Source organism: Micromonospora sp. NPDC093243, from assembly GCF_044753725.1.
GTDB lineage: Bacteria > Actinomycetota > Actinomycetes > Mycobacteriales > Micromonosporaceae > Micromonospora.
Map to the genome: position 1 here is coordinate 239,506 of NZ_JBIVNT010000003.1, position 20,715 is coordinate 260,220.

General features: G+C 72.5%; 17 protein-coding genes and 1 pseudogene. 15 read left to right on the plus strand and 3 right to left on the minus strand.

The genetic code is table 11. From position 1 onward, the window contains the following. Nucleotides 1-11 precede the first annotated feature (11 nt). The 3 genes from ACIP9D_RS10730 to ACIP9D_RS10740 are packed head-to-tail and all read right to left on the minus strand — an operon-like array spanning nucleotide 12 to nucleotide 4,618. Nucleotides 12-593, minus strand: a complete 582-nt coding sequence (locus tag ACIP9D_RS10730; protein WP_350869241.1) for an isochorismatase family protein — start codon at nucleotides 591-593, stop codon at nucleotides 12-14. A 43-nt stretch (nucleotides 594-636) separates the two neighbouring features. Next, entirely contained in the window at nucleotides 637-1,923 is a 1,287-nt protein-coding gene (locus tag ACIP9D_RS10735; RefSeq protein ID WP_350869243.1) for a nicotinate phosphoribosyltransferase, read from the minus strand. A gap of 16 nt (nucleotides 1,924-1,939) precedes the next feature. Then, nucleotides 1,940-4,618, minus strand: a complete 2,679-nt coding sequence (locus ACIP9D_RS10740) for a LuxR C-terminal-related transcriptional regulator (RefSeq protein WP_350869246.1) — start codon at nucleotides 4,616-4,618, stop codon at nucleotides 1,940-1,942. A 231-nt stretch (nucleotides 4,619-4,849) separates the two neighbouring features. Here ACIP9D_RS10740 and ACIP9D_RS10745 point away from each other — a divergent pair, with 231 nt between their 5' ends. From ACIP9D_RS10745 to ACIP9D_RS10815, 15 genes and pseudogenes are all read left to right on the plus strand, one after another. After that, entirely contained in the window at nucleotides 4,850-6,385 is a 1,536-nt protein-coding gene (locus tag ACIP9D_RS10745; protein WP_350869247.1) for a hypothetical protein, read from the plus strand. Between the two features lie 148 nt (nucleotides 6,386-6,533). Further along, complete coding sequence (gene clpS, locus ACIP9D_RS10750) at nucleotides 6,534-6,824, plus strand: ATP-dependent Clp protease adapter ClpS (RefSeq protein WP_350869249.1); 291 nt, start codon at nucleotides 6,534-6,536, stop codon at nucleotides 6,822-6,824. Between the two features lie 2 nt (nucleotides 6,825-6,826). Beyond that, nucleotides 6,827-7,327 (plus strand): DUF2017 domain-containing protein, encoded by a 501-nt coding sequence (locus ACIP9D_RS10755; RefSeq protein WP_350869252.1) that lies wholly within the window; start codon nucleotides 6,827-6,829, stop codon nucleotides 7,325-7,327. Nucleotides 7,328-7,374: 47 nt separating this feature from the next. Further along, the gene (locus ACIP9D_RS10760) at nucleotides 7,375-7,863 is read left to right on the plus strand and encodes a M67 family metallopeptidase (protein ID WP_350869255.1); all 489 of its coding nucleotides are present in this window, start codon (nucleotides 7,375-7,377) and stop codon (nucleotides 7,861-7,863) included. 68 nt (nucleotides 7,864-7,931) lie between these two features. Further along, nucleotides 7,932-8,231 (plus strand): annotated as a pseudogene (locus ACIP9D_RS10765) (MoaD family protein); the annotation flags it as partial. Between the two features lie 142 nt (nucleotides 8,232-8,373). After that, nucleotides 8,374-9,339: a pyridoxal-phosphate dependent enzyme gene (locus ACIP9D_RS10770; protein ID WP_350869258.1), complete on the plus strand. Its 966-nt coding sequence runs from the start codon at nucleotides 8,374-8,376 to the stop codon at nucleotides 9,337-9,339. 364 nt (nucleotides 9,340-9,703) lie between these two features. After that, nucleotides 9,704-10,447 (plus strand): MBL fold metallo-hydrolase, encoded by a 744-nt coding sequence (locus tag ACIP9D_RS10775; RefSeq protein WP_350869260.1) that lies wholly within the window; start codon nucleotides 9,704-9,706, stop codon nucleotides 10,445-10,447. A 106-nt stretch (nucleotides 10,448-10,553) separates the two neighbouring features. Further along, entirely contained in the window at nucleotides 10,554-11,699 is a 1,146-nt protein-coding gene (locus ACIP9D_RS10780; protein WP_350869262.1) for a glycosyltransferase family 1 protein, read from the plus strand. After that, nucleotides 11,696-12,853, plus strand: coding sequence for a glycosyltransferase (locus tag ACIP9D_RS10785; RefSeq protein WP_350869265.1), 1,158 nt, complete (start codon nucleotides 11,696-11,698; stop codon nucleotides 12,851-12,853). Before ACIP9D_RS10780 ends, ACIP9D_RS10785 begins: the two co-directional genes overlap by 4 nt. Nucleotides 12,854-12,915: 62 nt before the next feature. After that, nucleotides 12,916-13,641 carry a ribonuclease PH gene (gene rph, locus ACIP9D_RS10790; RefSeq protein ID WP_350869268.1) on the plus strand — a complete coding sequence of 242 codons (726 nt, stop codon included), beginning with the start codon at nucleotides 12,916-12,918 and terminating at the stop codon, nucleotides 13,639-13,641. Continuing rightward, a complete protein-coding gene (rdgB, locus tag ACIP9D_RS10795) occupies nucleotides 13,638-14,258 on the plus strand; it encodes an RdgB/HAM1 family non-canonical purine NTP pyrophosphatase (RefSeq protein ID WP_350869269.1) in 621 nt (206 codons plus the stop codon). The genes rph and rdgB overlap by 4 nt, the downstream gene beginning before the upstream one ends. A gap of 207 nt (nucleotides 14,259-14,465) precedes the next feature. Beyond that, nucleotides 14,466-16,526, plus strand: coding sequence for an acyltransferase family protein (locus ACIP9D_RS10800; RefSeq protein ID WP_350869272.1), 2,061 nt, complete (start codon nucleotides 14,466-14,468; stop codon nucleotides 16,524-16,526). A 403-nt stretch (nucleotides 16,527-16,929) separates the two neighbouring features. Then, complete coding sequence (locus ACIP9D_RS10805) at nucleotides 16,930-18,387, plus strand: hypothetical protein (protein WP_350869274.1); 1,458 nt, start codon at nucleotides 16,930-16,932, stop codon at nucleotides 18,385-18,387. Beyond that, nucleotides 18,384-19,340, plus strand: a complete 957-nt coding sequence (locus tag ACIP9D_RS10810) for a glycosyltransferase (RefSeq protein ID WP_350869275.1) — start codon at nucleotides 18,384-18,386, stop codon at nucleotides 19,338-19,340. Before ACIP9D_RS10805 ends, ACIP9D_RS10810 begins: the two co-directional genes overlap by 4 nt. Beyond that, nucleotides 19,337-20,698 carry a polysaccharide biosynthesis C-terminal domain-containing protein gene (locus tag ACIP9D_RS10815; RefSeq protein WP_350869277.1) on the plus strand — a complete coding sequence of 454 codons (1,362 nt, stop codon included), beginning with the start codon at nucleotides 19,337-19,339 and terminating at the stop codon, nucleotides 20,696-20,698. Before ACIP9D_RS10810 ends, ACIP9D_RS10815 begins: the two co-directional genes overlap by 4 nt. Nucleotides 20,699-20,715: the final 17 nt, after the last annotated feature.

Here is a 20,715-nt window from a genome sequence, read left to right on the forward strand (position 1 = left end):
CAATTACCGGGTCATGCGTTCTTGATCACAGGCTCACCCTGCAGGGAGACCCCGGCGCCCTCCAGCGCCCGTAGCGCCAGGTCGGTGGTGTCCGGGGCGACGCCGGCGGTCAGGTCGAGCAGCACGGTGGTGGCGAAGCCCTCCCGTGCGGCGTCCAGCGCGGTGGCCCGGACGCAGTGATCGGTGGCGATGCCGACCAGCTCGACCCGGTCGACGCCGTGCCGGCGCAGCCAGTCGGCCAGGCACTCGCCGTCGGCGGCGTGCCCCTCGAAACCGGAGTACGCGGCCGCGTGCTCGCCCTTGTGGAAGATCTCCTCGACCCGCCCGGTGTCCAGATCGGGGTGGAACTCCGAGCCGGGGGTGCCGACCACGCAGTGCCGCGGCCAGGAGTCGACGAAGTCCGGCCGCTCGGCGAAGTGCGCCCCCGGATCGACGTGGTAGTCCTTCGTCGCGACCACGTGCTCCCAGCGGCCCGGTTCGGCCGCGAGCAGCCGGGTGACGCCGGCTGCCACGCCGGCCCCGCCGCCGACGGCCAGCGAGCCACCCTCACAGAAGTCGTTCTGCACGTCCACGATGATCAACGCGTTGCTCACCGCTGCTCCCTTCCTGACGCCTCGGCCCGGGACCGGGCAACCTTCACTGTGCGGGCACCACGGTGACCGGGATGGCCGGATCGCCCGCGGAGAGCTTCAGCCCCTCCCACGGGATGGAGATCAGGCACTCCCGCAGGTGCTCCCGCGACTCGTCCAGCGTGGGCAGGTCGACCGGTTCACCGCCGGCCACGAACGAGCGCTGGAGCAGCCGGTCGTTGGGCTGCCGGTCCGGTACGCCCTGCGGGACGATGACCTCCTCGGTGGCCGTACCGGTCGGCTTGTGCCGCCGGACCGCGACCTTGCGGCCACCGATGGTCGCCTTGTGCTCCGAGCGCTTCACCACCGCTCGGCCGTCGACCTCGACCAGCTTGTAGACCAGCCCGACGGTGGGCGCACCGGAGCCGGTGACCACCGCGGTGCCCGCGCCGTACATGTCCACCGGTTCGGCGGCGAGGGCGGCGATGGCGTACTCGTCCAGGTCACCCGAGACGATGATCTTCGTCTCGGTGGCGCCGAGCGAGTCGAGCAGCTCCCGGGACTGCTGGGCGATCACCGCGAGGTCGCCGGAGTCGATCCGGACCGCCCGCAGGTCGGTGCCGGCGACCGCGATCGCGTTGCGGATGCCCTGGCTGATGTCGTACGTGTCGACCAGCAGCGTGGTGTCCTTGCCCAGGGTGGCGACCTGCGAGGCGAACGCGGCCCGCTCGTCGTCGTGCAGCAGGGTGAACGCGTGCGCCGCGGTGCCGGCGGTGGGAATGCCGTAGCGGCGGCCGGCCTCGAGGTTGGAGGTGAACCGGAAGCCGGCCAGGTAGGCGGCCCGGGCGGCGGCCACCGCGGCCCCCTCGTGCGCCCGGCGGGAGCCCATCTCGATCAGGGTGCGACCGCGGGCGGCGGTCACCATCCGGGCGGCGGCAGCCGCGACGGCGCTGTCGTGGTTGAGGACGGAGAGCACCAGCGTCTCCAGCACCACGCACTCGGCGAAGCCGCCGCAGACGGTGAGGATCGGCGAGTTGGGGAAGAAGAGCTCGCCCTCGGCGTACCCGTCGATGTCGCCGGTGAAGCGGTAGTTCCGCAGCCAGGCCGCGGCCTGGTCGTCGACCACGCCGGTGCGCAGCAGGTGGTCGACGTCGGCGGCGTCGAACCGGAAGTCCCGGATCAGCTCGATCAGTCGCCCGGTGCCGGCGACCACGCCGTAGCGGCGACCGGTCGGCAGCCGACGGCTGAAGACCTCGAAGACGCAGCGGCGGTCGGCGGTGCCGTCGCGCAGCGCCGCGCTGATCATGGTCAGCTCGTAGTGGTCGGTCAGCAGTGCGGGGCGAAGGGTGCTCACCGTCCCAGCCTAAAGTTCAGCTCGCGTCCCCGCCCTCGTGGCCCGGGATCGCCCGCAGCGCGGCCCGCAGTTCGGCGCGACTGGTGACGCCGAGCTTGGCGTAGATCCGCTGAAGGTGGTTCTCCACGGTGCGCGCCGAAAGGTAGAGCCGGTCGGCGATGGCCTTGCTGGTCGCCCCCTCGGCGGCGAGCCGGGCCACCTGCCACTCCCGCTCGGTCAGCACCGGCGCCCCGGCGCGCAGCGCCGGAGTGCGGATCACGTCGCAGCGGTTCAACAACGCCGCTAGGCGTTCCCGGGCCTCGTTGGCGGCGGCGGGCCGCTCCCGGCGTAGCACGTGCAGCGCGGTGGCGGTCGCCTCGGCGGCGTAGAGGTTGAGATCCAGCGCGGCGAAGTCGTCGGCGACCGTGAGCAGGTCGGCCGCCGAGCCGGCGACCGCGGCCCGGGCGTGTCGGGCCAACAGCGGCGGCAGCACCCCGTCGACCCGTTCGGAGAGTTCGGAGAGGCGCTGAGCGACGCTGCGCCGGCTGCCGTCGGAGCAGGTGGGCCCGACCGGCGCGGCCGCCTGGTCGAGGCGTACCAGGTCGTGCAGGACGTGCACCTCGTGGCCGGCGAAGTCGTCGGCGCGCAGCCGGTCGACCAGTTCGGTCAGCTGCTTCACCGCCCCCGGCAGGTCGCCGGCCGCGGCGAGCGCCGCACCGCGGGCCTGCTCGAGCCACGGATAGAGCACCGCCATGCCGGGGGCCTGGGTGCGGTCGGCCTCGGCCATCGCCTCGGCGGCCTGGGTCGCGTCGCCCCGCAGCGCGGCCGCCTGGGCGCGCTCGGCCTGGGCCAGCCCGGCGTAGACCCGGCTGGTGGCGAGCACCGCGCACGCGCCGAGGCTGGTCCGCAGCGCGGCATCGCTCTGACCGCGCAGCCGGGCCGCGTACGCCTGAAGGATGGCCAGGTAGCCGGTGCCGAGCCGGAAGTCCCCGGCGCCGGCGAGGTCGGCGAACTCGTCGGCCACGATCGCGTCGATGCCGGCCAGGTCGCCGGCGAGGGTGAGCCGGGTGCCCCGGGCCAGCTCCAGGGCGAGCTGGAGGTAGGGCATGTCGGCTCGCCACCGGGCCGCCTCGGAGTGCACCTGGTTGACCGCGGTGCCGCTGCGGCGCAGCTGCCCCTGTGCGGCCTGCAGGTAGGCGATCGTGCACCGGGCCAGCTCGCGCGCGGCGATGCTGGCCGCCGGGCGGTCCAGCACGCCCTGGCTGAGCCGCAGCGCCGTGGCGGTGTCCAGCCGGTGCAGCCGCATGATCGCCTCAAACGCGCGGACCCGGGCCTGGTCGGCCGAGTCGGCGAGGTCGCCGGCCCGCGCCGCGATCTCCTCCACCGTGGACTCCTGGCTCAGCCCCCAGTAGGTGACCATCCCGCGCACGGTCAGCCAGCGGCTCAGCCGGTGACTGTCGGCCGAGCCGGGGGAGACCGCGTCGAGCACCTCGATCGCCTCCTCCGGCCGGTCGGCGAACATCAGGATGGTGGCCAGCAGCTCGGCCGCGTCGAACCCGCCGCCAGCTTCGAGCGCCGCGCGGGCCAGCCGGGTCGCCAGCGGTACGTCGTAGCGGCTGAACGCCTGCACGGCCGCGTCGAGCAGGAGCGCGGCGTCCTGGGCGGTGCCCGAGTCGAGCCGCCACACCGCCACCCGGAGCAGGTCGTCGCGGCGTCGCTTGCCCACCCGCTCCAGCAACTCGGCGAGGTGGGCCTGCAACCGGCGGGTGCGGCTGACCGGGCAGCGGCGGCGCATCACCTCGCCGTAGAGCGGGTGCGCGAGCCGGACGTTGGTCCGCCGGTCGTGCTGGATCACCGAGATCAGGCCACGCTCCTCGGCGACCTCCACATCGGTCGGGTCGACGGCCTGGTTGAGTAGTTGCAGGCCGAGCGGTTCACCGAACGCGACCAGCTCGACGACCGCCCGGACGCCGGGGGTGAGCTGGCCGATCCGGATGTCGATCAGATCGGTCAGGTTCGGTGCCAGCTCCAGCCGCCCGGTCCACTTCCAGATCCCGTACGTGCGGGTCAGCTCCTCGCTGCCGGAGGCGGCGTGCACCAGCTCGCGCAGCAGCAGCGGGTTGCCGGCGGAGAGCCGGCCCAGCCGGTCGGCGGAGCCGGCGTCGACCGGGCCGCCGAGGATCGCGGCGAGCAGCCCGGCGGTCTCCGCCGGCGCCATCGGGCTCAGCTCGGCGTTCTCCACCAGGTCGTCGGTCCAGAGTGCCCGGATCGGCAGCGGGATCTGCTCGCCGTTGCGCAGCGTGCCGATCACGGTGGCGTTCTCGGCGCGGGCCACCAGGTGTACGAGCGCGGCCGACGGCGGGTCGAGCAGGTGGGCGTCGTCGATGGCGAGCACGATGCGCCGCCCGGCCGCCTGCTGCTGGAGCACGTCCAGCGCCCAGCGCAGGATGCCGGCCGGCGACAGGCCCTGCGGCTGCTCCGCGGGGAGCACCTGGACCAGCCCGCCGAACGGTAGCGCCGCCGTGGTGGCGCTGGCGGCGATGGACCAGATCGCGTAGCGGTCGGTGGGCAGCGCAGCCACGCCCTCGCGCAGCAGTCGACTCTTGCCGATGCCCGCGTTGCCGCTGTAGAAGAGCCCTCGACCCTCGGTGCCGGTCACCGCCGACAGGAGACGGTTGAGCTCATCCGTTCGGCCGACGAATTTCCACCGACTCATCCGGGCAGCATATCCATCGAAATCGGTCCGCGTGCATACCGTCACGCACCGAAGTTGAGTAATCTCGCGATTACTCGTGAGTACCCGAAGTGTTCCGCCCGGACCCCGGGTCGCTCGTAGTCTTCCGGCATCCGGGTTGACTCGCCGGACAATCCACGCGGCCGGCCGCTGCCGGTCCGCCTGCCACGGGAGGTCGCCCTGATGAAGCCGGGTCCTCTCCCCTCGGTCGAAATGCCTGACGACGTGCCGGGCTCCGCCGACCCGCCGCGCTGCGCGCCCCTGCCCACCCGGCTCGGGGTGACCGAACCCGGCCCCGAGGAGCCGCTCGGCGTGCTCGCCGTCGGTCCCGCCGGCGCCGGCCGACGCGCCGTGCTCGCCACCCTGCTCGATCTCGACCCCGCTCTGCTCGCCGTGCCGGACGGCAGCTGGCTGGTGGCCCGGCACGCCGCGAAGCCCTCCCGCGCGGCGTACGTGCCGGGCTATCGCCAGCCGCACGCCTACGGTGCGGACCGCACGGCGGCCGGTCCCGCGCTGGCCCGCCCGCCGCGCCGGGTCGAGATCGGCCTGCCCGATCCGCTGCTGCGGCACTTCACCCTGGTCGACACGCTGGACACCGGGACCTTCGGCGTCGCCGGCGCCCGGGTGCTGATCGAGGCGGCCGGTCGGGCCGGGTCGCTGCTCTTCGTGATCGCCGCCGACCAGGCGTTCACCGCGGCGGAACTCAACCTGCTCGCCGAGGTCGCCCGCACCTCGGTCACGGTCTTCTTCGCGGTCACCCCGGGCTCGACCGGCTGGGCCGGGCCAGACAGCACGGCGACGACGGAGGACGCGGGGGCGTCCGTCCCGCCGTCCGGGGCCGGGTCCCCCTCACCCGGCCCCGCCGTGGATCCGGTCGCCGTGACCGTCGAGGCGCACCGGGCGGCGCTGCTCTCCGCGGTCCCCGCCCTCGCCGATGCCCGCTGGTTCGCGCCGCACCACCCCGCGGCCGTGGCCGACCTGCGCCGGGCGCTGGTCGGCTGGGCCGCCGACGAGGGTCTGCGCCGAGCCAGCTCCGACCCGCCGCTGCCGACGGGCGGGCACCTCCGGGTGAGCGTCGCCGCCGACCCGGGTGACTGGTCCGAGCGGCTCGACAGGCGGACCCGCTCCTGCACCCAGCGGATCCGCCAGCACCTCGCGCTGGAACTCGCGAACACGCACCTGCGGGTGGTCCAGGAGATCGTCTTCGGGGTCGGCTGCGCCGGGCTGCCCGAGCTGCTCGACCGCGAGATGGAGGCGCTGTCGCTGCTCGCCACCGCTCAGTGCGACCACGCGGTCCGGGGGATCATCGAGGAGATCACCGCCCGGGTCATCGGCGGCCCGCTGCCCGAGGGCGTGCACCAGCGGGTCACCCACGCGATGAGCTGGGGGCTGACCGAGGAGCGCGACCGCGCCGGCCGGGATCTCGACCGGGTGCTGCTGGTCACCAGCACCGCCGGGGTGGCCGGGCTCTCCGGCGACGGCGCGATCGACGCGGTGGCCGGCTATCCGAGCCCCGCCCGCGCCGAGGTGCTTCCGCCGGTCGCCGTCGCCCTCTCCGGCGGCTGCTGGCAGCACTGGCGCAGCCCGGGCAACAACGATCCGAACGGCGCGCGGGCCTGGGCCCAGCGGGCGCTGCGGGAGGTCGAGCTGGAGCTGGCCCGGGAGATCTCCCGGCGGTTCGAGGTGATCCGTCTCTCCCTGGGCGCGGTGCTCTCCGATGCGGTTGACCACGGCATCCTGCTCGCCTGAGGGCGCCCGAGACGTCCGGCCCGCCGGGCCCGCCCGCCCACCCCTCGGGCGCGGTCCCGGCGGGTCCGGGCCGCCCCCCGACGGCGATCCGCGCCCGGCCGGCGTTCCGGTTCCTCGGTTCCGGGAGACCGGTGGCACGATGGGGGGCATGGCGGCTCCGCAGGTTGCACCGGTCGAGACGCCGGCCACCGAAGAGGTGCCGGCCTCGGACCGGCCGTGGGTGACGATCGTGTGGGACGACCCGGTCAACCTGATGACGTACGTGACCTGGGTCTTCCAGAAGCTCTTCGGCTACAGCCGGGAGAAGGCCGAGGAGCTGATGTTGGATGTGCACCACAAGGGCCGCGCCGTGGTCTCCACGGGCGCCCGGGAGCGGATGGAGCACGACGCGTCGCAGCTGCACGCGTACGGGCTGTGGGCGACGGTGGACCGCTCGTGAGCATGTTCCGCAGGCAGAGTGGGCGCTACGTCGCCAGCTTCGCGGTCGACGAGGTGCGGGTGCTGCGCAAGGTCGCCGGTGAGGTGGTCGGTCTGCTCACCGACGGCTTCGACCACTCCGACCCGGTGGTCGGCCGGCTCTTCCCCGAGGTCTACCCGGACGACCCGACCGGTGCCGCCGAGTTCCGCCGCTACACCGAGGGCGACCTCAAGACCGCGAAGATCGACCAGGCCGGCGCCATCCTGGCCGCGTTGCCCGACGAGGCCGGCGGCGAGGTGCGGCTGGACGCCGAGGCGGCCGAGGCGTGGCTGCGCGCGTTGAACGACGCCCGGCTCGCGATGGGCGTGCGGTTGGAGATCAAGGACGGAACGGACCTCGGCGAGGAGCTGGACGACGCGGTCGCCGAGGACCCGACCTCCAGCCGGGTGTTCCAACTGTCGGTATATGCATACCTCGGCTATCTGCAGGAGTCCCTGCTCAACGCCCTGATCGACGGGGCGTGACCGCCACCACTTCGGGCCCCCGGCCGCCAGGCGTTAGGCTGGGCAGCGTGCTGAGCATCGACCGGTCGATCGTCGACGCGATCGTGGCCCACGCGCGTCGGGACCACCCCGACGAGGCGTGCGGCGTCGTCGCCGGCGCCGCCGGCAGCGACAGCCCGACCCGGCACATCCCGATGGACAACGCGGCCCGCTCGATGACCTTCTACGAGTTCGACTCGATGGAGCAACTGCGAGTGTGGCGCGAGATGGACGACCGGGACGAGGAGCCCGTCGTCATCTACCACTCGCACACCGCGACCGAGGCCTACCCGTCCCGCACGGACGTCTCCTTCGCCGGTGAGCCGGGCGCGCACTACGTGCTGGTCTCCACCCGGGAGCCGGACACCGAGGAGATCCGCTCGTTCCGGATCGTCGACGGTGTGGTGACCGAGGAGCCGGTCCGGATCGTGGAGGCCGGGGTGGACCCGCACGCCGTCCAGTCCTACATGTTCGGGCAGAGCCCGGCGACGGTCGACTACGAGTGTTCCGACCGCTGATCCCCCGCGGCGCGTAACACCCGTCCACGTCCCGTCACCGAGGCACACCCGAAGAGGAGCACGACATCATGGCCATCGAGGTTCGCATCCCCACCATCCTGCGCAGCTACACCGGCGGCGCGAAGGTCGTCGAGGGCGCCGGCGACACCCTGAGCGACCTGCTCACCGACCTGGACTCGCGGCACGGCGGCCTGAAGGGCCGCCTGGTCACCGAGGCCGGAGCGCTGCACCGGTTCGTCAACGTCTACGTCAACGACGAGGACGTCCGGTTCCTGGGTTCGCTGGACGCCAAGCTCAACGACGGTGACAGCGTCACCATCCTGCCGGCGGTCGCCGGCGGCGCGTTCGGCTTCGCCGCCGCTGCGGCGATCGCGCAGCACAGTGCCGCCGCCGCGGCGATCGCGCAGCACAGTGCCGCCGCCGCGGCGATCGCGCAGCACAGCGCGGCGGTCGTGTCCGCGCCGGCGGCCCCGGGCCGTCGGGCCGTCACCGGCCGCTGAGGCGGCCGCCATGGCGCGGTACGACAGTCTGCTCGACGCCTCCGGCGGCACACCCCTGGTCGGCCTGCCCCGGCTTTCGCCGACGGTGCCCGATCAGGCGCCGCCGGTGCGGCTCTGGGCCAAGCTGGAGGACCGGAACCCGACCGGCAGCATCAAGGACCGGGCGGCGCTGTTCATGGTCCGGGCGGCCGAGGAGGCCGGCCGGCTCCGGCCGGGCGACACCATTCTCGAGCCGACCAGCGGCAACACCGGCATCTCGCTGGCCATGGTGGCGAAGCTTCGCGGCTACCGGCTGGTCTGTGTGATGCCGGAGAACGTCTCGACCGAGCGGGTCCAGCTGCTCCGGATGTACGGCGCGGAGATCATCTTCTCGGCGGCGGCCGGTGGCTCCAACCAGGCGGTCGCCACGGCCAAGCAGATCGCGGCCGAGCATCCCGACTGGGTGATGCTCTTCCAGTACGGCAACGAGGCCAACGCCCGGGCGCACTACGAGACCACCGGCCCGGAGCTGCTGCACGACCTGCCCAGCATCACCCACTTCGTGGCCGGTCTGGGCACCACCGGCACGCTGATGGGCACCGGCCGCTACCTGCGGGAGAAGGTCGACGGCATCCAGATCGTCGCGGCGGAGCCGCGCTACGGCGAGCTGGTCTACGGCCTGCGCAACATCGACGAGGGCTACGTACCGGAGCTCTACGACGCCACGGTGCTGTCCCGGCGGTTCTCCGTGGGCACCCGGGACGCGGTGCTGCGCACCCGGCAGCTGGTCGAGGTGGAGGGGATCTTCGCCGGCTTCTCCACCGGTGCGATCCTGCACGCCGCGCTGGCGGTGGCGCACGAGGCGGTGCGCGAGGGCCGCGGCGCCGACGTGGCCTTCGTGGTCGCCGACGGCGGCTGGAAGTACCTCTCCACCGGGGCGTACGGCGGCACGCTGGCCGATGCCGAAAACGCCCTCGACGGGCAGCTCTGGGCCTGAGCCCGACCACCGTCCGACGGGCCGGGGCCGCCGACGAGCGTCGGCGGCCCCGCCTCGTTCCGGCTGCCTTGGCGCCGGCCGGTCCGCGGCAGGTCCCGGCGGCTCGGCTGTCCCACCGACGGGCGCTGGCATCCAGATGCTCCTCACGCTCCGCAACGGTCGCGCCGGTGTCGGGCGCCCGCCCGGTGGTGGCGGTCCGGTGGTCCCGCCAGCCGGTGTCACCTTGGTGACAACTTCCAGCGGATGATTCTTGCGTCCCCGTGCTCCGGCGTAGGCTGCGCAGCGTGGCGTACGCGTCGGTAAAGATCATGAGCCGAGCAGCGGCCGGCGTGGCGACTACGCAGCGTGGTAGCGAGACCACTCGATGCGACTGACCGTCCTGGGCTGTGCGGGAAGTTTTCCCGGACCGGAGTCCCCCTGCTCGGCCTACCTGGTCGAAGCGGACGGTTTCCGGCTGCTCGTCGACTTCGGCCCCGGCTCGCTGTCCAGCCTGCAGCGCTACGCGGGGCTGCACGCCCCGGACGCGATCCTCCTCAGCCACCTGCACTGCGACCACATCCTCGACGCCGTGTCGTACGTGGTGGTCCGCCGGTACGCCCCCGACGGCCCCTACCCGGCCCTGCCCGTGTACGCCCCGTCCGGCGCGCCGGACCGGCTCAGCGCCGCCTACGGCGACGACGGGACGATGGACGACGTCTTCCAGTTCTACGGCTTGCAGCCCGGCACCTTCCCGATCGGGCCGTTCACCGTCACCGTCGACCGGGTCAACCACCCGATCGAGACGTACGGGGTGCGGCTGGAGCACGAGGGACGGGTGCTCTGCTACTCGTCCGACACCGCGCCCTGCGACGCGCTGCTGCGCCTCGCCCAGGACGCCGACGCCTTCCTCTGCGAGGCGAGCTACCTCGACGGCGTGGAGAACCCGCCGGATCTGCACCTGACCGGTCGGGAGGCCGGCGAGGCGGCGACCAAGGCGGGCGCACGCCGGCTGCTGCTCACCCACCTGGTGGCCGCCTGGGGCAGCGAGGCGCACACCGTCGAGTCGGCCGCCGCCGCGTACGCCGGCCCGCTCGAGGTCGTCCGGCCCGGCGCCAGCTACGACGTCTGACTGACCCGGCGGCCGGTGCGCCGCCGCGACCGCTCTTGCCGCATTGTTCGCCGGCCGGTCAGCGGCCGGTCGTCTGGCGCACCCGTGAAACCCGCACGGTGTGGGCATGCGGATCGCCATCGTGACCGAGTCGTTCCCGCCGGACGTGAACGGCGTTGCGCACTCCGTCGTCCGGACCGCCGAGCACCTGGTCGCCTGCGGCCACCAGCCGTTGGTCATCGCCCCGGCCCCGCCGGGCGCCGCCCGGAACGACACCGGCGCGTACCCGTACCCGGTGGTGCGGATCCCGAGTGTGCCGCTGCCCCGTTACCAGGGTTTCCGGCTGGGCGTGCCGACCACCACCCGGCTCGCCGGGGCGCTGCTGGCGCACGCGCCGGACGTGGTTCACCTGGCCAGTCCGTTCATCCTCGGCGGCCGGGCCGCCACGCTCGCCGCGCGGCACGGCCTGCCGACGGTGGCCGTCTACCAGACCGATGTGGCGTCGTACGCCCGCGCGTACCGGGTCGGCTGGGGCGAGGCGGCCGCCTGGCGACGGCTGCGCGAGATCCACAACTCGGCCGGGCGCACCCTCGCCCCGTCCACCCGGGCCGCCGCCGACCTGATCGCCAACGGGGTGCAGCGGATCTGGCTGTGGGGGCGCGGAGTGGACGCGGAACGCTTCCAGCCCGCGAAGCGCTCAGCCGAACTGCGGGCCCGCCTCGCACCCGGTGGCGAGCTGCTGGTCGGCTACGTCGGCCGGCTCGCCCCGGAGAAGCGGGTCGACCTGCTGGCGGCGGTCTCCCGGCTGCCCGGCGTACGGGTCGTGGTGGCCGGAGACGGTCCGGCCCGTCGGCAGCTGGCCCGGGCGCTGCCCGAGGTCACCTTCCTCGGCGTGCAGCACGGCGAGGATTTGGCCCGGCTCTACGCCAGCCTGGACGTCTTCGTGCACACCGGCCCGCACGAGACCTTCGGGCAGACCGTGCAGGAAGCGCTGGCCAGCGGGGTGCCGGTGGTCGCGCCCGCCGCCGGCGGACCGCTGGATCTGGTGGAGTCCGGGGTGACCGGGCTGCTGGTCCCGCCGGAGGACGGCGACGCGCTGGCCGCCGCGGTCGGTGAGCTCGGCGCGGACGAGGCACGCCGTCGCGGGTACGGACTGGCCGCTCGGGCCGCGGTGCGCCGCCGTAGCTGGGCCGCGGTGGGCGACGAGCTGATCGGGCACTACCAGGCGGTCCGCTTCGGTCGGGCGGCCGTCGACCTGCCCGCCGCCTCATGACCGGGCGCGTCCCCGCCGGCGGGCTGCGGATCGTCCGGCTGGCCAACTTCGTGACCGCCCGCTCCGGCGGCCTGCGGACGGCGCTGCGCCACCTCGGCGAGGGCTACCTCGCCGCCGGGCACGAGCCGGTGCTGGTCGTGCCCGGCAGGCGGGATGGCGACGAGCGGCACCCGTGGGGGCGGGTGGTCACCCTCGCCGGCCCGGAGCTGCCCGGCAGCGGTGGTTACCGGCTGCTGACCGGCCGGCGTCGGCTGAGCCGGCTGCTGGCCGAGCTGGCACCCGATCGGCTGGAGGTCTCCGACCGGTTCACCCTGCGCTGGACCGGGAGCTGGGCGCGGGCGCACGCGGTGCCCGCGGTGATGGTCTCGCACGAGTCGCTGACCGGCCTGCTCGGGCAGTGGGGCGTGCCGGACGGGTTGCGCCGGCCGATCGCCGACCGGCTCAACCGGCGCACCGCCCGGTCGTACGACCGGATCGTCTGCACCACGCAGTGGGCGGCGGAGGAGTTCACCCGGATCGGGGCGGGCAATGTGGAGCAGGTGCCGCTCGGCGTCGACCTGGACACCTTCGGACCGGACCGGGTCGACCCCGGCCTGCGTGCGCGGTACGCCGACCCCGCGGAGCTGCTGCTGGTGCACTGCGCCCGGTTGTCGGCGGAGAAGCGCCCCGAACTGGCCGTCGACGCGCTCGCCGCGCTGCGCCGCGCGGGCGTGCCGGCGGTGCTGGTGATGGCCGGCGACGGCCCGATGCGATCGGCGCTGGTCCGCCGGGCGGCCGGGCTGCCGGTGCACTTCACCGGGTTCCTGCCCGATCGGCTCACCGTAGCCGGGCTGCTGGCCAGCGCGGACGTGGTCCTCGCGCCCGGACCGGTGGAGACCTTCGGCCTGGCCGGGCTGGAGGCGTTGGCCAGCGGCACCCCGGTGGTGGTCAACGCCGCCAGCGCGCTGCCCGAGGTGGTCGGCCCGGCCGGACTGGCCGCGTACGGCTCGCCGGACGCCATCGCCGCGGCGGTGACCCGGTTGACGGCCCGCCCGGAGGCGCAGCGGCGCCGGGCTGCGCGGGCGCGCGCCGAGGAGTTCGGCTGGCCGGCGGCGGTCGCCGGATTCCTGCGGGTGCACGACGCGCAGCCGGTCCGGCCCACCGCTCCGGCCTGACCGATCGGGCAGGTCGGGACACCGCGGCGTGGTTGGATCACCGCACCGCATAGGGTGCAGGCATGGCGCGACCCGACGGGCGACGGCCCGACCAACTCCGACCGGTGACGTTGACCAGAGGTTGGAGCACCCATCCCGAGGGCTCCGTGCTCGTCGAGTTCGGCGCGACCCGGGTGCTCTGCACGGCGAGCGTGACCGAGGGGGTGCCCCGCTGGCGCAAGGGCTCCGGTCTCGGCTGGGTCACCGCCGAGTACGCGATGCTGCCCCGGGCCACCAACACCCGCTCCGACCGGGAGAGCGTCAAGGGGCGCGTCGGTGGGCGTACCCATGAGATCTCCCGGCTGATCGGCCGGAGCCTGCGCGCCTGCGTCGACCTGAAGGCGCTCGGCGAGAACTCGGTCGTGCTCGACTGCGACGTGCTCCAGGCCGACGGCGGCACCCGGACCGCGGCGATCACCGGGGCGTACGTGGCGCTGCACGACGCGGTGACCTGGCTGGCGCAGCGTAAGGCGCTCGCCGGCAAGCCGGCGTCGGTGATGCACCGGTCGGTGGCCGCGGTGAGCGTCGGCGTCATCGCCGGCGAGGCACGCCTGGACCTCTGCTACGACGAGGACGTGGCCGCCGAGGTCGACATGAACGTGGTCTGCACCGGCACCGGCGAGTTCGTCGAGGTGCAGGGCACCGGAGAGGCGGGCGTCTTCGCCCGCGACCAGCTCGACGCGCTGCTCGACCTCGGCGTGGCGGGCTGCGCGGAACTGGCCGAAGCCCAGCGGAAGGCGCTCTCATGAACAAGGTGCTGCTCGCCACCCGTAACCGTAAGAAGCTGGTGGAACTCCAGCGGATCCTCGACGGCGCGCTCGGCGCGCACCGGATCGCCCTGGTCGGCCTCGACGACGTCGAGGAGTACCCGGAGCTGCCGGAGACCGGCCTGACCTTCGGCGAGAACGCGCTGATCAAGGCGCGGGAAGGGTTCCGCCGGACCGGCCTGCCCACCATCGCCGACGACTCCGGGCTGGCCGTCGACGCGCTGAACGGCATGCCCGGTGTGTTCAGCGCCCGGTGGGCCGGCCGGCACGGCGACGACCAGGCCAACTTCCAGCTGGTGCTGGACCAGATCGCCGACGTGCCGGACGAGAACCGGGGCGCCTCGTTCGTCTGCACGGTCGCCCTGGTGCTGCCCGGCGGCAAAGAGCACCTGGTGGACGGCCGGCAGTCCGGCCAGCTCCTGCGTGCCCCGCGCGGCGACGGCGGCTTCGGCTACGACCCGATCTTCCTGGGCGACGGGCAGACCCGGACCAACGCCGAGCTGACCCCGCAGGAGAAGGACGCGATCAGCCACCGCGGCAAGGCGCTGCGCGAGCTGGCCAAGCTGGTCGCCAAGGTGCTCCCGCCGAACGGCGGCTGAAGGCATCCGCTCTGACCTCGCCTGATGCCGCCCGGCCGCCGATCGCGGCCGGCCCGGCATCGGTTGGTCCGACTCCGCTTCGTCGTGGCCGGCGCCGTACCGGATAGAGAAAAGGGGTGCCGGCCGTATAGCCTCGCCGACGCCGCCACTCTGTGGCGGCGTGGCCGCCGAGCGCCACCCTTACCCCTACCGCCGTGGCGAGGCACAGTGCGTGATTCGAAGCTGACCGATCGCGGCGTGCTGCGGCCGGAGATCCAGGCTCTGCGGGCGCTTGCCGTGCTCCTGGTGCTGCTGTTTCATTTCTGGCCACACCGGATTCCGGGCGGTTACGTCGGTGTCGACGTCTTCTTCGTGATCAGTGGCTTCCTCATCACCGCGCACCTGGTACGGGAGGTGCAGAAGACAGGGTCGGTCCGCCTCGGCTCCTTCTGGGCCCGCCGCATCCGGCGTCTGCTGCCCGCCTCGCTGCTCGTGCTCGTCGCCACCGGGGCGGCCGTCTTCATCTGGGTGCCGCAGCTCTACTGGCCGCAGATCCTGCGTGAGATCGCGGCAGCGACCATCTACGTCGAGAACTGGCAGCTGGCGCACGACGCTGTGGACTACCTCGCCGCGGAGAACGTCCAGTCGCCGGTGCAGCACTACTGGTCGCTCTCGGTGGAGGAGCAGTTCTATCTGGTCTGGCCGCTGTTGATCGTGGTCGCGATCGCGGTCGCGGGCCGACTCCGGCGGACGGATCCGACCGACGCGATCCGGGCCACGCTCGCCGTCATCGTCGCGGCGTCCTTCGCCTACTCCGTCTACGCGACGCTCACGAACGGCGCGGCCGCCTACTTCGTCACCCCCACCCGGGCATGGGAGTTCGGGGCCGGAGCGCTGCTCGCGACGTTGCCCGGGCTCGGCCGGTCCGCCGGCGAGCGCACCCGGGCGGCGGTCTCCTGGCTGGGGCTGCTCCTGATCGGCGTGGCCGCGTTCGTGCTGCACGGCGGAACCCCCTTCCCGGGCTACGCGGCGGCGCTGCCGGTGGTCGGTGCGCTCTGCGCCATCTGGGCCGGCGCTCCCGGCCCGCGGTGGTCTCCGCTCGGGCTGATGAAGCTGGCGCCGGTGCAGAAATTCGGTGACTGGTCGTACTCCGTCTACCTCTGGCACTGGCCGCCGATCGCGATCTTCGCGCTGGCGACGGGCGACAAGATGACCTGGCCGGTGAAGCTCGTCGTCATCGCCGGCGTGGTGGTCCTGGCGGCGCTGACCAAGCGCCTCGTCGAGGATCCGGTGCGGTTCGGTGTGTTCGCCGGTCGGCGCCGGCTGTGGCCGCAGTACGCGGCCGCGGCGATGTCGATGGCGATGGTGATGTCCGTCGTCGTGGTCGGAAACCGGCTGCTGGAGCAGAGCAGCCAGGCGAGCGATTCGCGCCTCGAACAGTTGTTGGCCGAGGGAGCGCCGTGCCTCGGGGCGGGTGCGATGATCGCCGCGAACGGCTGCGCGCGGGGCGCCCTGGGCCGGGAGGTGTTCCCCGAGGTCTCGATGCTCACCAAGGACACCGGCTCCGCGTACCGGTGCTACGACCAGAAGCCGGGTGCCGAGCTCAGTTCGTGCCGGATCGGCTCCCAGCGGCCCGATGCGACAAAGGTCGCGATCGTGGGGGACTCGCACGCGGCGATGCTCATCCCGGCCATCGAGGGTCACCTCGAGGCCCGGAACTGGGCGCTCGACACCTATGTCGCCCGGGGCTGCATCTGGGCGAGGGTGGACACCGTCGACCAGGCCGACCCGTGCTACGCGCGACGGCAGGCGATGATGCAGCGGCTTGGTGCCGGCCCGAAGTACGACCTGGTCATCATCAGCGGGCGGCGCAGCGCGAGCGCCGACCGCCGCACGGCCGACGGCCAGACGCGCAGGTACGTCGAGGCGTGGCGCCCGGTGCTCGCGCGGGGGACCAGGATCGTCGTGGTGGCGGACAACCCGACGCTCGGCGAGGAGGATCTCGGCTGTCTCGTCGACGACGCGGCGAACGGCGGGGATCCGACCCGGTGCTCCGTCGAGCGTCGGACGGCGCTCGGCACCGGGGACGCCCTCGAGGCTGCCGCACGTCGGGCCGGCGACAAGGTGCAGGTGGTCGACCTGATCGACCTGTTCTGCACCACGACCGAGTGTCCTTTGGTGATCGGCAACGTCATCGTCTATCGCGACACGCACCACATCACCGCGACCTACGCCCGCACGCTCGGCACTCACCTCGTCGACCGCATCGCAGCAAGCACCGCGCGGTGACAGCGAGCCCGGTGCGGACGGGGAGCGGGCGCGGTGACCGTCGCGCCGAGGCTTCCCGGCGCTCCGGCCACGTTCCGTCCCGAGAACGCCGCCGGTACGTGCGGGACGGCGCAGATTACCGCTTGAGGCTCGGTGCCGGTGCCATTGAACGTGCCGGCGTGGTCGACAGTTATGGCAGTTCTCCGCCTAATGGCGGCGATCGGTCCTCGCGGTTGCCGACGCGCGTCCTGCCGCGGCCGACCGAGATGCGGTCGAAAGCGGGGAAAATGCCGCGAGACGGCGGTGCTCGTCGCCGGGTTTCAGGGCGACAGAGGCGACCTCTGGTGGTCATGGTCCTCGCGTATAGTGCCCCGAGAGGTAGGGCGGAGAGGATCATGAAATGGACATAATGCCTCAGAAGCCGGTGGCGACCCAGACTGTGGACGGTGGCCGTCGTCTGATGGGCAGGAGCCTGCCGCTCTCCGCCGACACCGCGCACAATTCTTCAGGCGACACCCCGATCACACGCTTTCTCTGGGCAGCCGCCCGGATAATGACGGTGCTCGCCCTGGTGATGGTTGGCGTGAAGCCATTCTTCGACGTCTTCGGTGCGAAGGTCGCGGCCGACACCGTGGATTCCGGCATGGTGGCGACGGTGATTGGCGCGGTTCTCATGGTGGGCGCCTTCGTCGCCGTGACCGTGGCGTCGAGAAGGTTCCTGAGCAATCTGACGCCCGCGATCGTCGCGCTGGTTCTCCTCGGCCTGTTCTCCGTTATCGGCCTGATCGCCCTGCCGGCCCGGGAAGAGTTCTTCCAGGTCTTCACCACGGCCAACGTGCGGGAGATCTTCGGGCCGTACATCGCGCCGAAGAGCGGGATCATCACGCAGGCCGCCCAGCTCGCGGTCGGGTTCGCGCCGATCGTGTTGTTGGCGGTCATGTTCGTCAGGCCGGGCTGGTTCTCGCTCGACCGGCTGCGCTGGGTCCTGCTGCTCGTGGTCGCCGGCGCCGTCGTGCACTCCGTGATCGCCTGGCTGCAGGTCGTCGGCGTCGTGCCGTACACCTACTTCTTCAACCTGATGAGCGGCAAGGTCGGGCGTGCCTCGGGTGGCTACTTCCACCCGGCGTCGCTCGGGCGGCTCCTGATCTTCGCGGTGTTCATTCTCTATGCCGCCGGTGACCGGCTGCGGATCAGCCCGCTGGCCCGCTATGCCGCCGTCGCGTTCCTGACCGCCACCGCGGTCGTGAGCACCCACCGGATAACCATCGTCTGCGTGGCTTTCGTGATCGTGGCGTTCGAGCTGCGCCGGCTTCCCGAACTGATCCGTCAGGTTTCCAACCTGCGATTCCGCACCGCCGTGTGGGGCGCTGTCGCTCTCGTCGTGCTGGTGGTCCTCGCCGCTGTCCGTTGGGGCGCCTATCTTTTCGACCGCGCGGTCTTTCTCGCCACCCAGATCGGCTCGCTGAATCCGACGAACGACGAGTTCCTGCACGGCCGCGGGCAGATCTGGTTCAAGTTGGCGGAGGTGTGGGGGGACGCCCCGCTGGATATCTGGCTCATCGGGCTGGCCTACGAACCGTGGAACACGCACAGCGACCCGTTACGGATCTTCGTGGTCTGGGGGCTGCTCGGGGTCATCCTGATGACGATTATCTTCATCAACCTCTGGCGGGTGACGAGGCGTGCCATCGCGGTCGAGGCGCGCTGGATGCTCTCGGTCCTCTACGCCGTGACAGTCATCTCGGCGCTGACGCAGAAGCCGACCTCCTATTCGTACTTCATGTGGATGTTCTTCCTCTCCCTGATGCTGATCATCGCGTTCTATCCCCGGGTGAACGCGCCGGTCGCGCTGGCAACGGACACTAGTGGTGATCGCGAATGAGCGCCCCCCTCTTCATTTCGTGGAAGCGTTATCAGCGTCGGTCGGACGTACTCGCGCAGGCGTTGGGCGCCGAATTGGCATGGCGCCCGGCCAAGGCGACGCCGAAGGCGCTCCGCCCCTTCGACTACCTCGCCCACACCTGGAACGACCTCAAGCTGCTCCGGTCCCGGCGACCATCGTTCGTGGTGGCGCAGGCGCAGCCCCACCTGGCGGCCCTGGCGCCCTACCTCGGTCGGGTTCCCTACGTGGTCGACGCGCACAACGGGCAGTTCCAGTCGTGGTGGCGCCGGGTTCCGAGCACCGAAACGGTGCTGCGCGGGGCGAAACTGGTCCTGACGCACACCCAGGAGGCCGACGTCATCGCCCGCGCGGCCTTCCCGGGCCTGCGCACACTCGTCGTGCATGACCCGCTCCGGGAGATCCCGCCGGCGGCACCGCGCGACTGGGTGTTCGTCGTGGCCACCGTCGCCCCCGACGAGCCGATGGACGTCCTCATCGACGCGATCGAGGCCCTGCCCGAGGTCAACTTCGTGACCACCGCACCACTGCACCGGCTGCCCCCGCCGCTTCGCGAGCGCGCCGAGCGGCTGCCCAACTTCACCACCCTGGGCTTCCTCGACCTCCCCGACTACGAGGCGGCGCTCGCCGCCGCGCGTGCGGTCGTCGTGTTGACCGACCGGGACGCCACGCAGCCCAGCGGCGCGTGCGAGGCGCTGAGCGCGGGCCGACCGCTGGTCCTGTCGCACACCCGCACCACCGAGGCCCTGTTCGGAAGCTTCGCTACGCTCGTCGCCAACGAGCCCGAGGCCCTCGCCGCCGGCGTCCGCAAGGCGATCGGAGACGACCCTGCCGCAGCCGGGCGGATCGCGGCGGCCCGCGAGGCCTGGATGAGTCGCACGGAGGCCGAGCTGGAGATGTTGAGGTCGCACGTCTCGGCCAGAGCGACCAGATGATGGTGGAGCTGCGGACCGGTACGTCGACGTCCAGCCGGTCCGGCGGCGGCATGGCACGCCGGCTCCGTCAGCTGGGAATGCTCGGGATCAGCCAAGCCGGCGTCACCCTCATCGCGTTCCTCACCCAGGTGCTGCTCGCCCGTAGCCTGCCCAAGGCGGACTTCGGCGCCTTCATGTCAGTCATCTCGCTGGTGACGCTGGCCGGGCCGTTGGCCATCTTCGGGGTCGCCGAGTTCTGGTTGCAGCGGTTCGGACGCGAGGGACCGAGGGCGTTCCGCTGGGTGCGGCCCTCGATCGTGCTGGTGGTCGTCACGTCCGGCCTGCTGGTCCTGGCGCTCGTCGGGTGGGGTCTGCTCGACCGGGACGACTCCGTCACCGCCGGCCTACGCATCGGGCTCGCCCCGATCATCCTGTCGCTCGTCGCCATGGCGCTGTCCGGGTCGGCCCTCCAGCTTCAGGGCGCCTACGGGCAGCTCGCGGCGCTGCAACTGGCGCCGCAGGTCGGCCGGCTCCTGGTGGCCCTGGTGACCGGCTTCTTCGGGCTGTCGGCGCTCATGGTGGCGCTGGGCTACGCCTTCGTGGCCGCCGTCACGGTGGTCATCAGCGTCCTGGTGATCGCACCGTTCTGGTACGCCCGGGCGACGTTGGAGGGCCACACGCAGGTGCTCGGTCGCCCGGCGCGCGCTCCCCGGATGAGCCACCTGGTCAGCGGAACCAGCCTGTTCCTGCTGGGCAGCCTCTTCTATCAACTGGGCATGCAACTGGGCATCGTCACCTCCGCCGAGTTTCTGAGCCCGGAGGCCGCTGCCGTGCTCGCCGTGCCGATGACCCTGCTGACCGCGATCTATCTCCTGCCCCGCATCGTCTACCAGCAGTACTTCCTGGCGAAGCTGCACCGGTGGTCCCGCTCCAACCGCGGCGCGGTCCTCATCGCCTATCGTGCCGGCACGGTCGGGATGATCGGTCTCGGGCTGCTGGTCGGCCTCGTCGTCGCCGTCGCAGGCCGCTACGCCATTCCCTTGATCTTCGGCGCCGAGTACCGCCCGTCCGTCCCGGTGATGGCGATTCTCGCGCTCGCGATCCCACTCCGCTTCGGCTCCGCCAGTGTCGAATCGCTGCTGATGAGCGGCGGCCTGGTGCGGCAGAAGGTGCTCTATCAGGGGCTGGGAGCACTCGTCTACCTGGCCGCGCTGGCCACCGCGATCCCGATGTTCGGCGTGGCCGGAGCCGCCTGGGCGACGGTGCTGTCCGAGGCGATACTTCTGGTCCTGTTCTGGTCCCGGGTGAAGCGGAATGTCGTGGCGGGCGCCCAGCTGCCGTCCTGGGCCGAGATCCGCCGGACGGTCACCGGAGGTTGAGCCCGCGTGGGCACAGG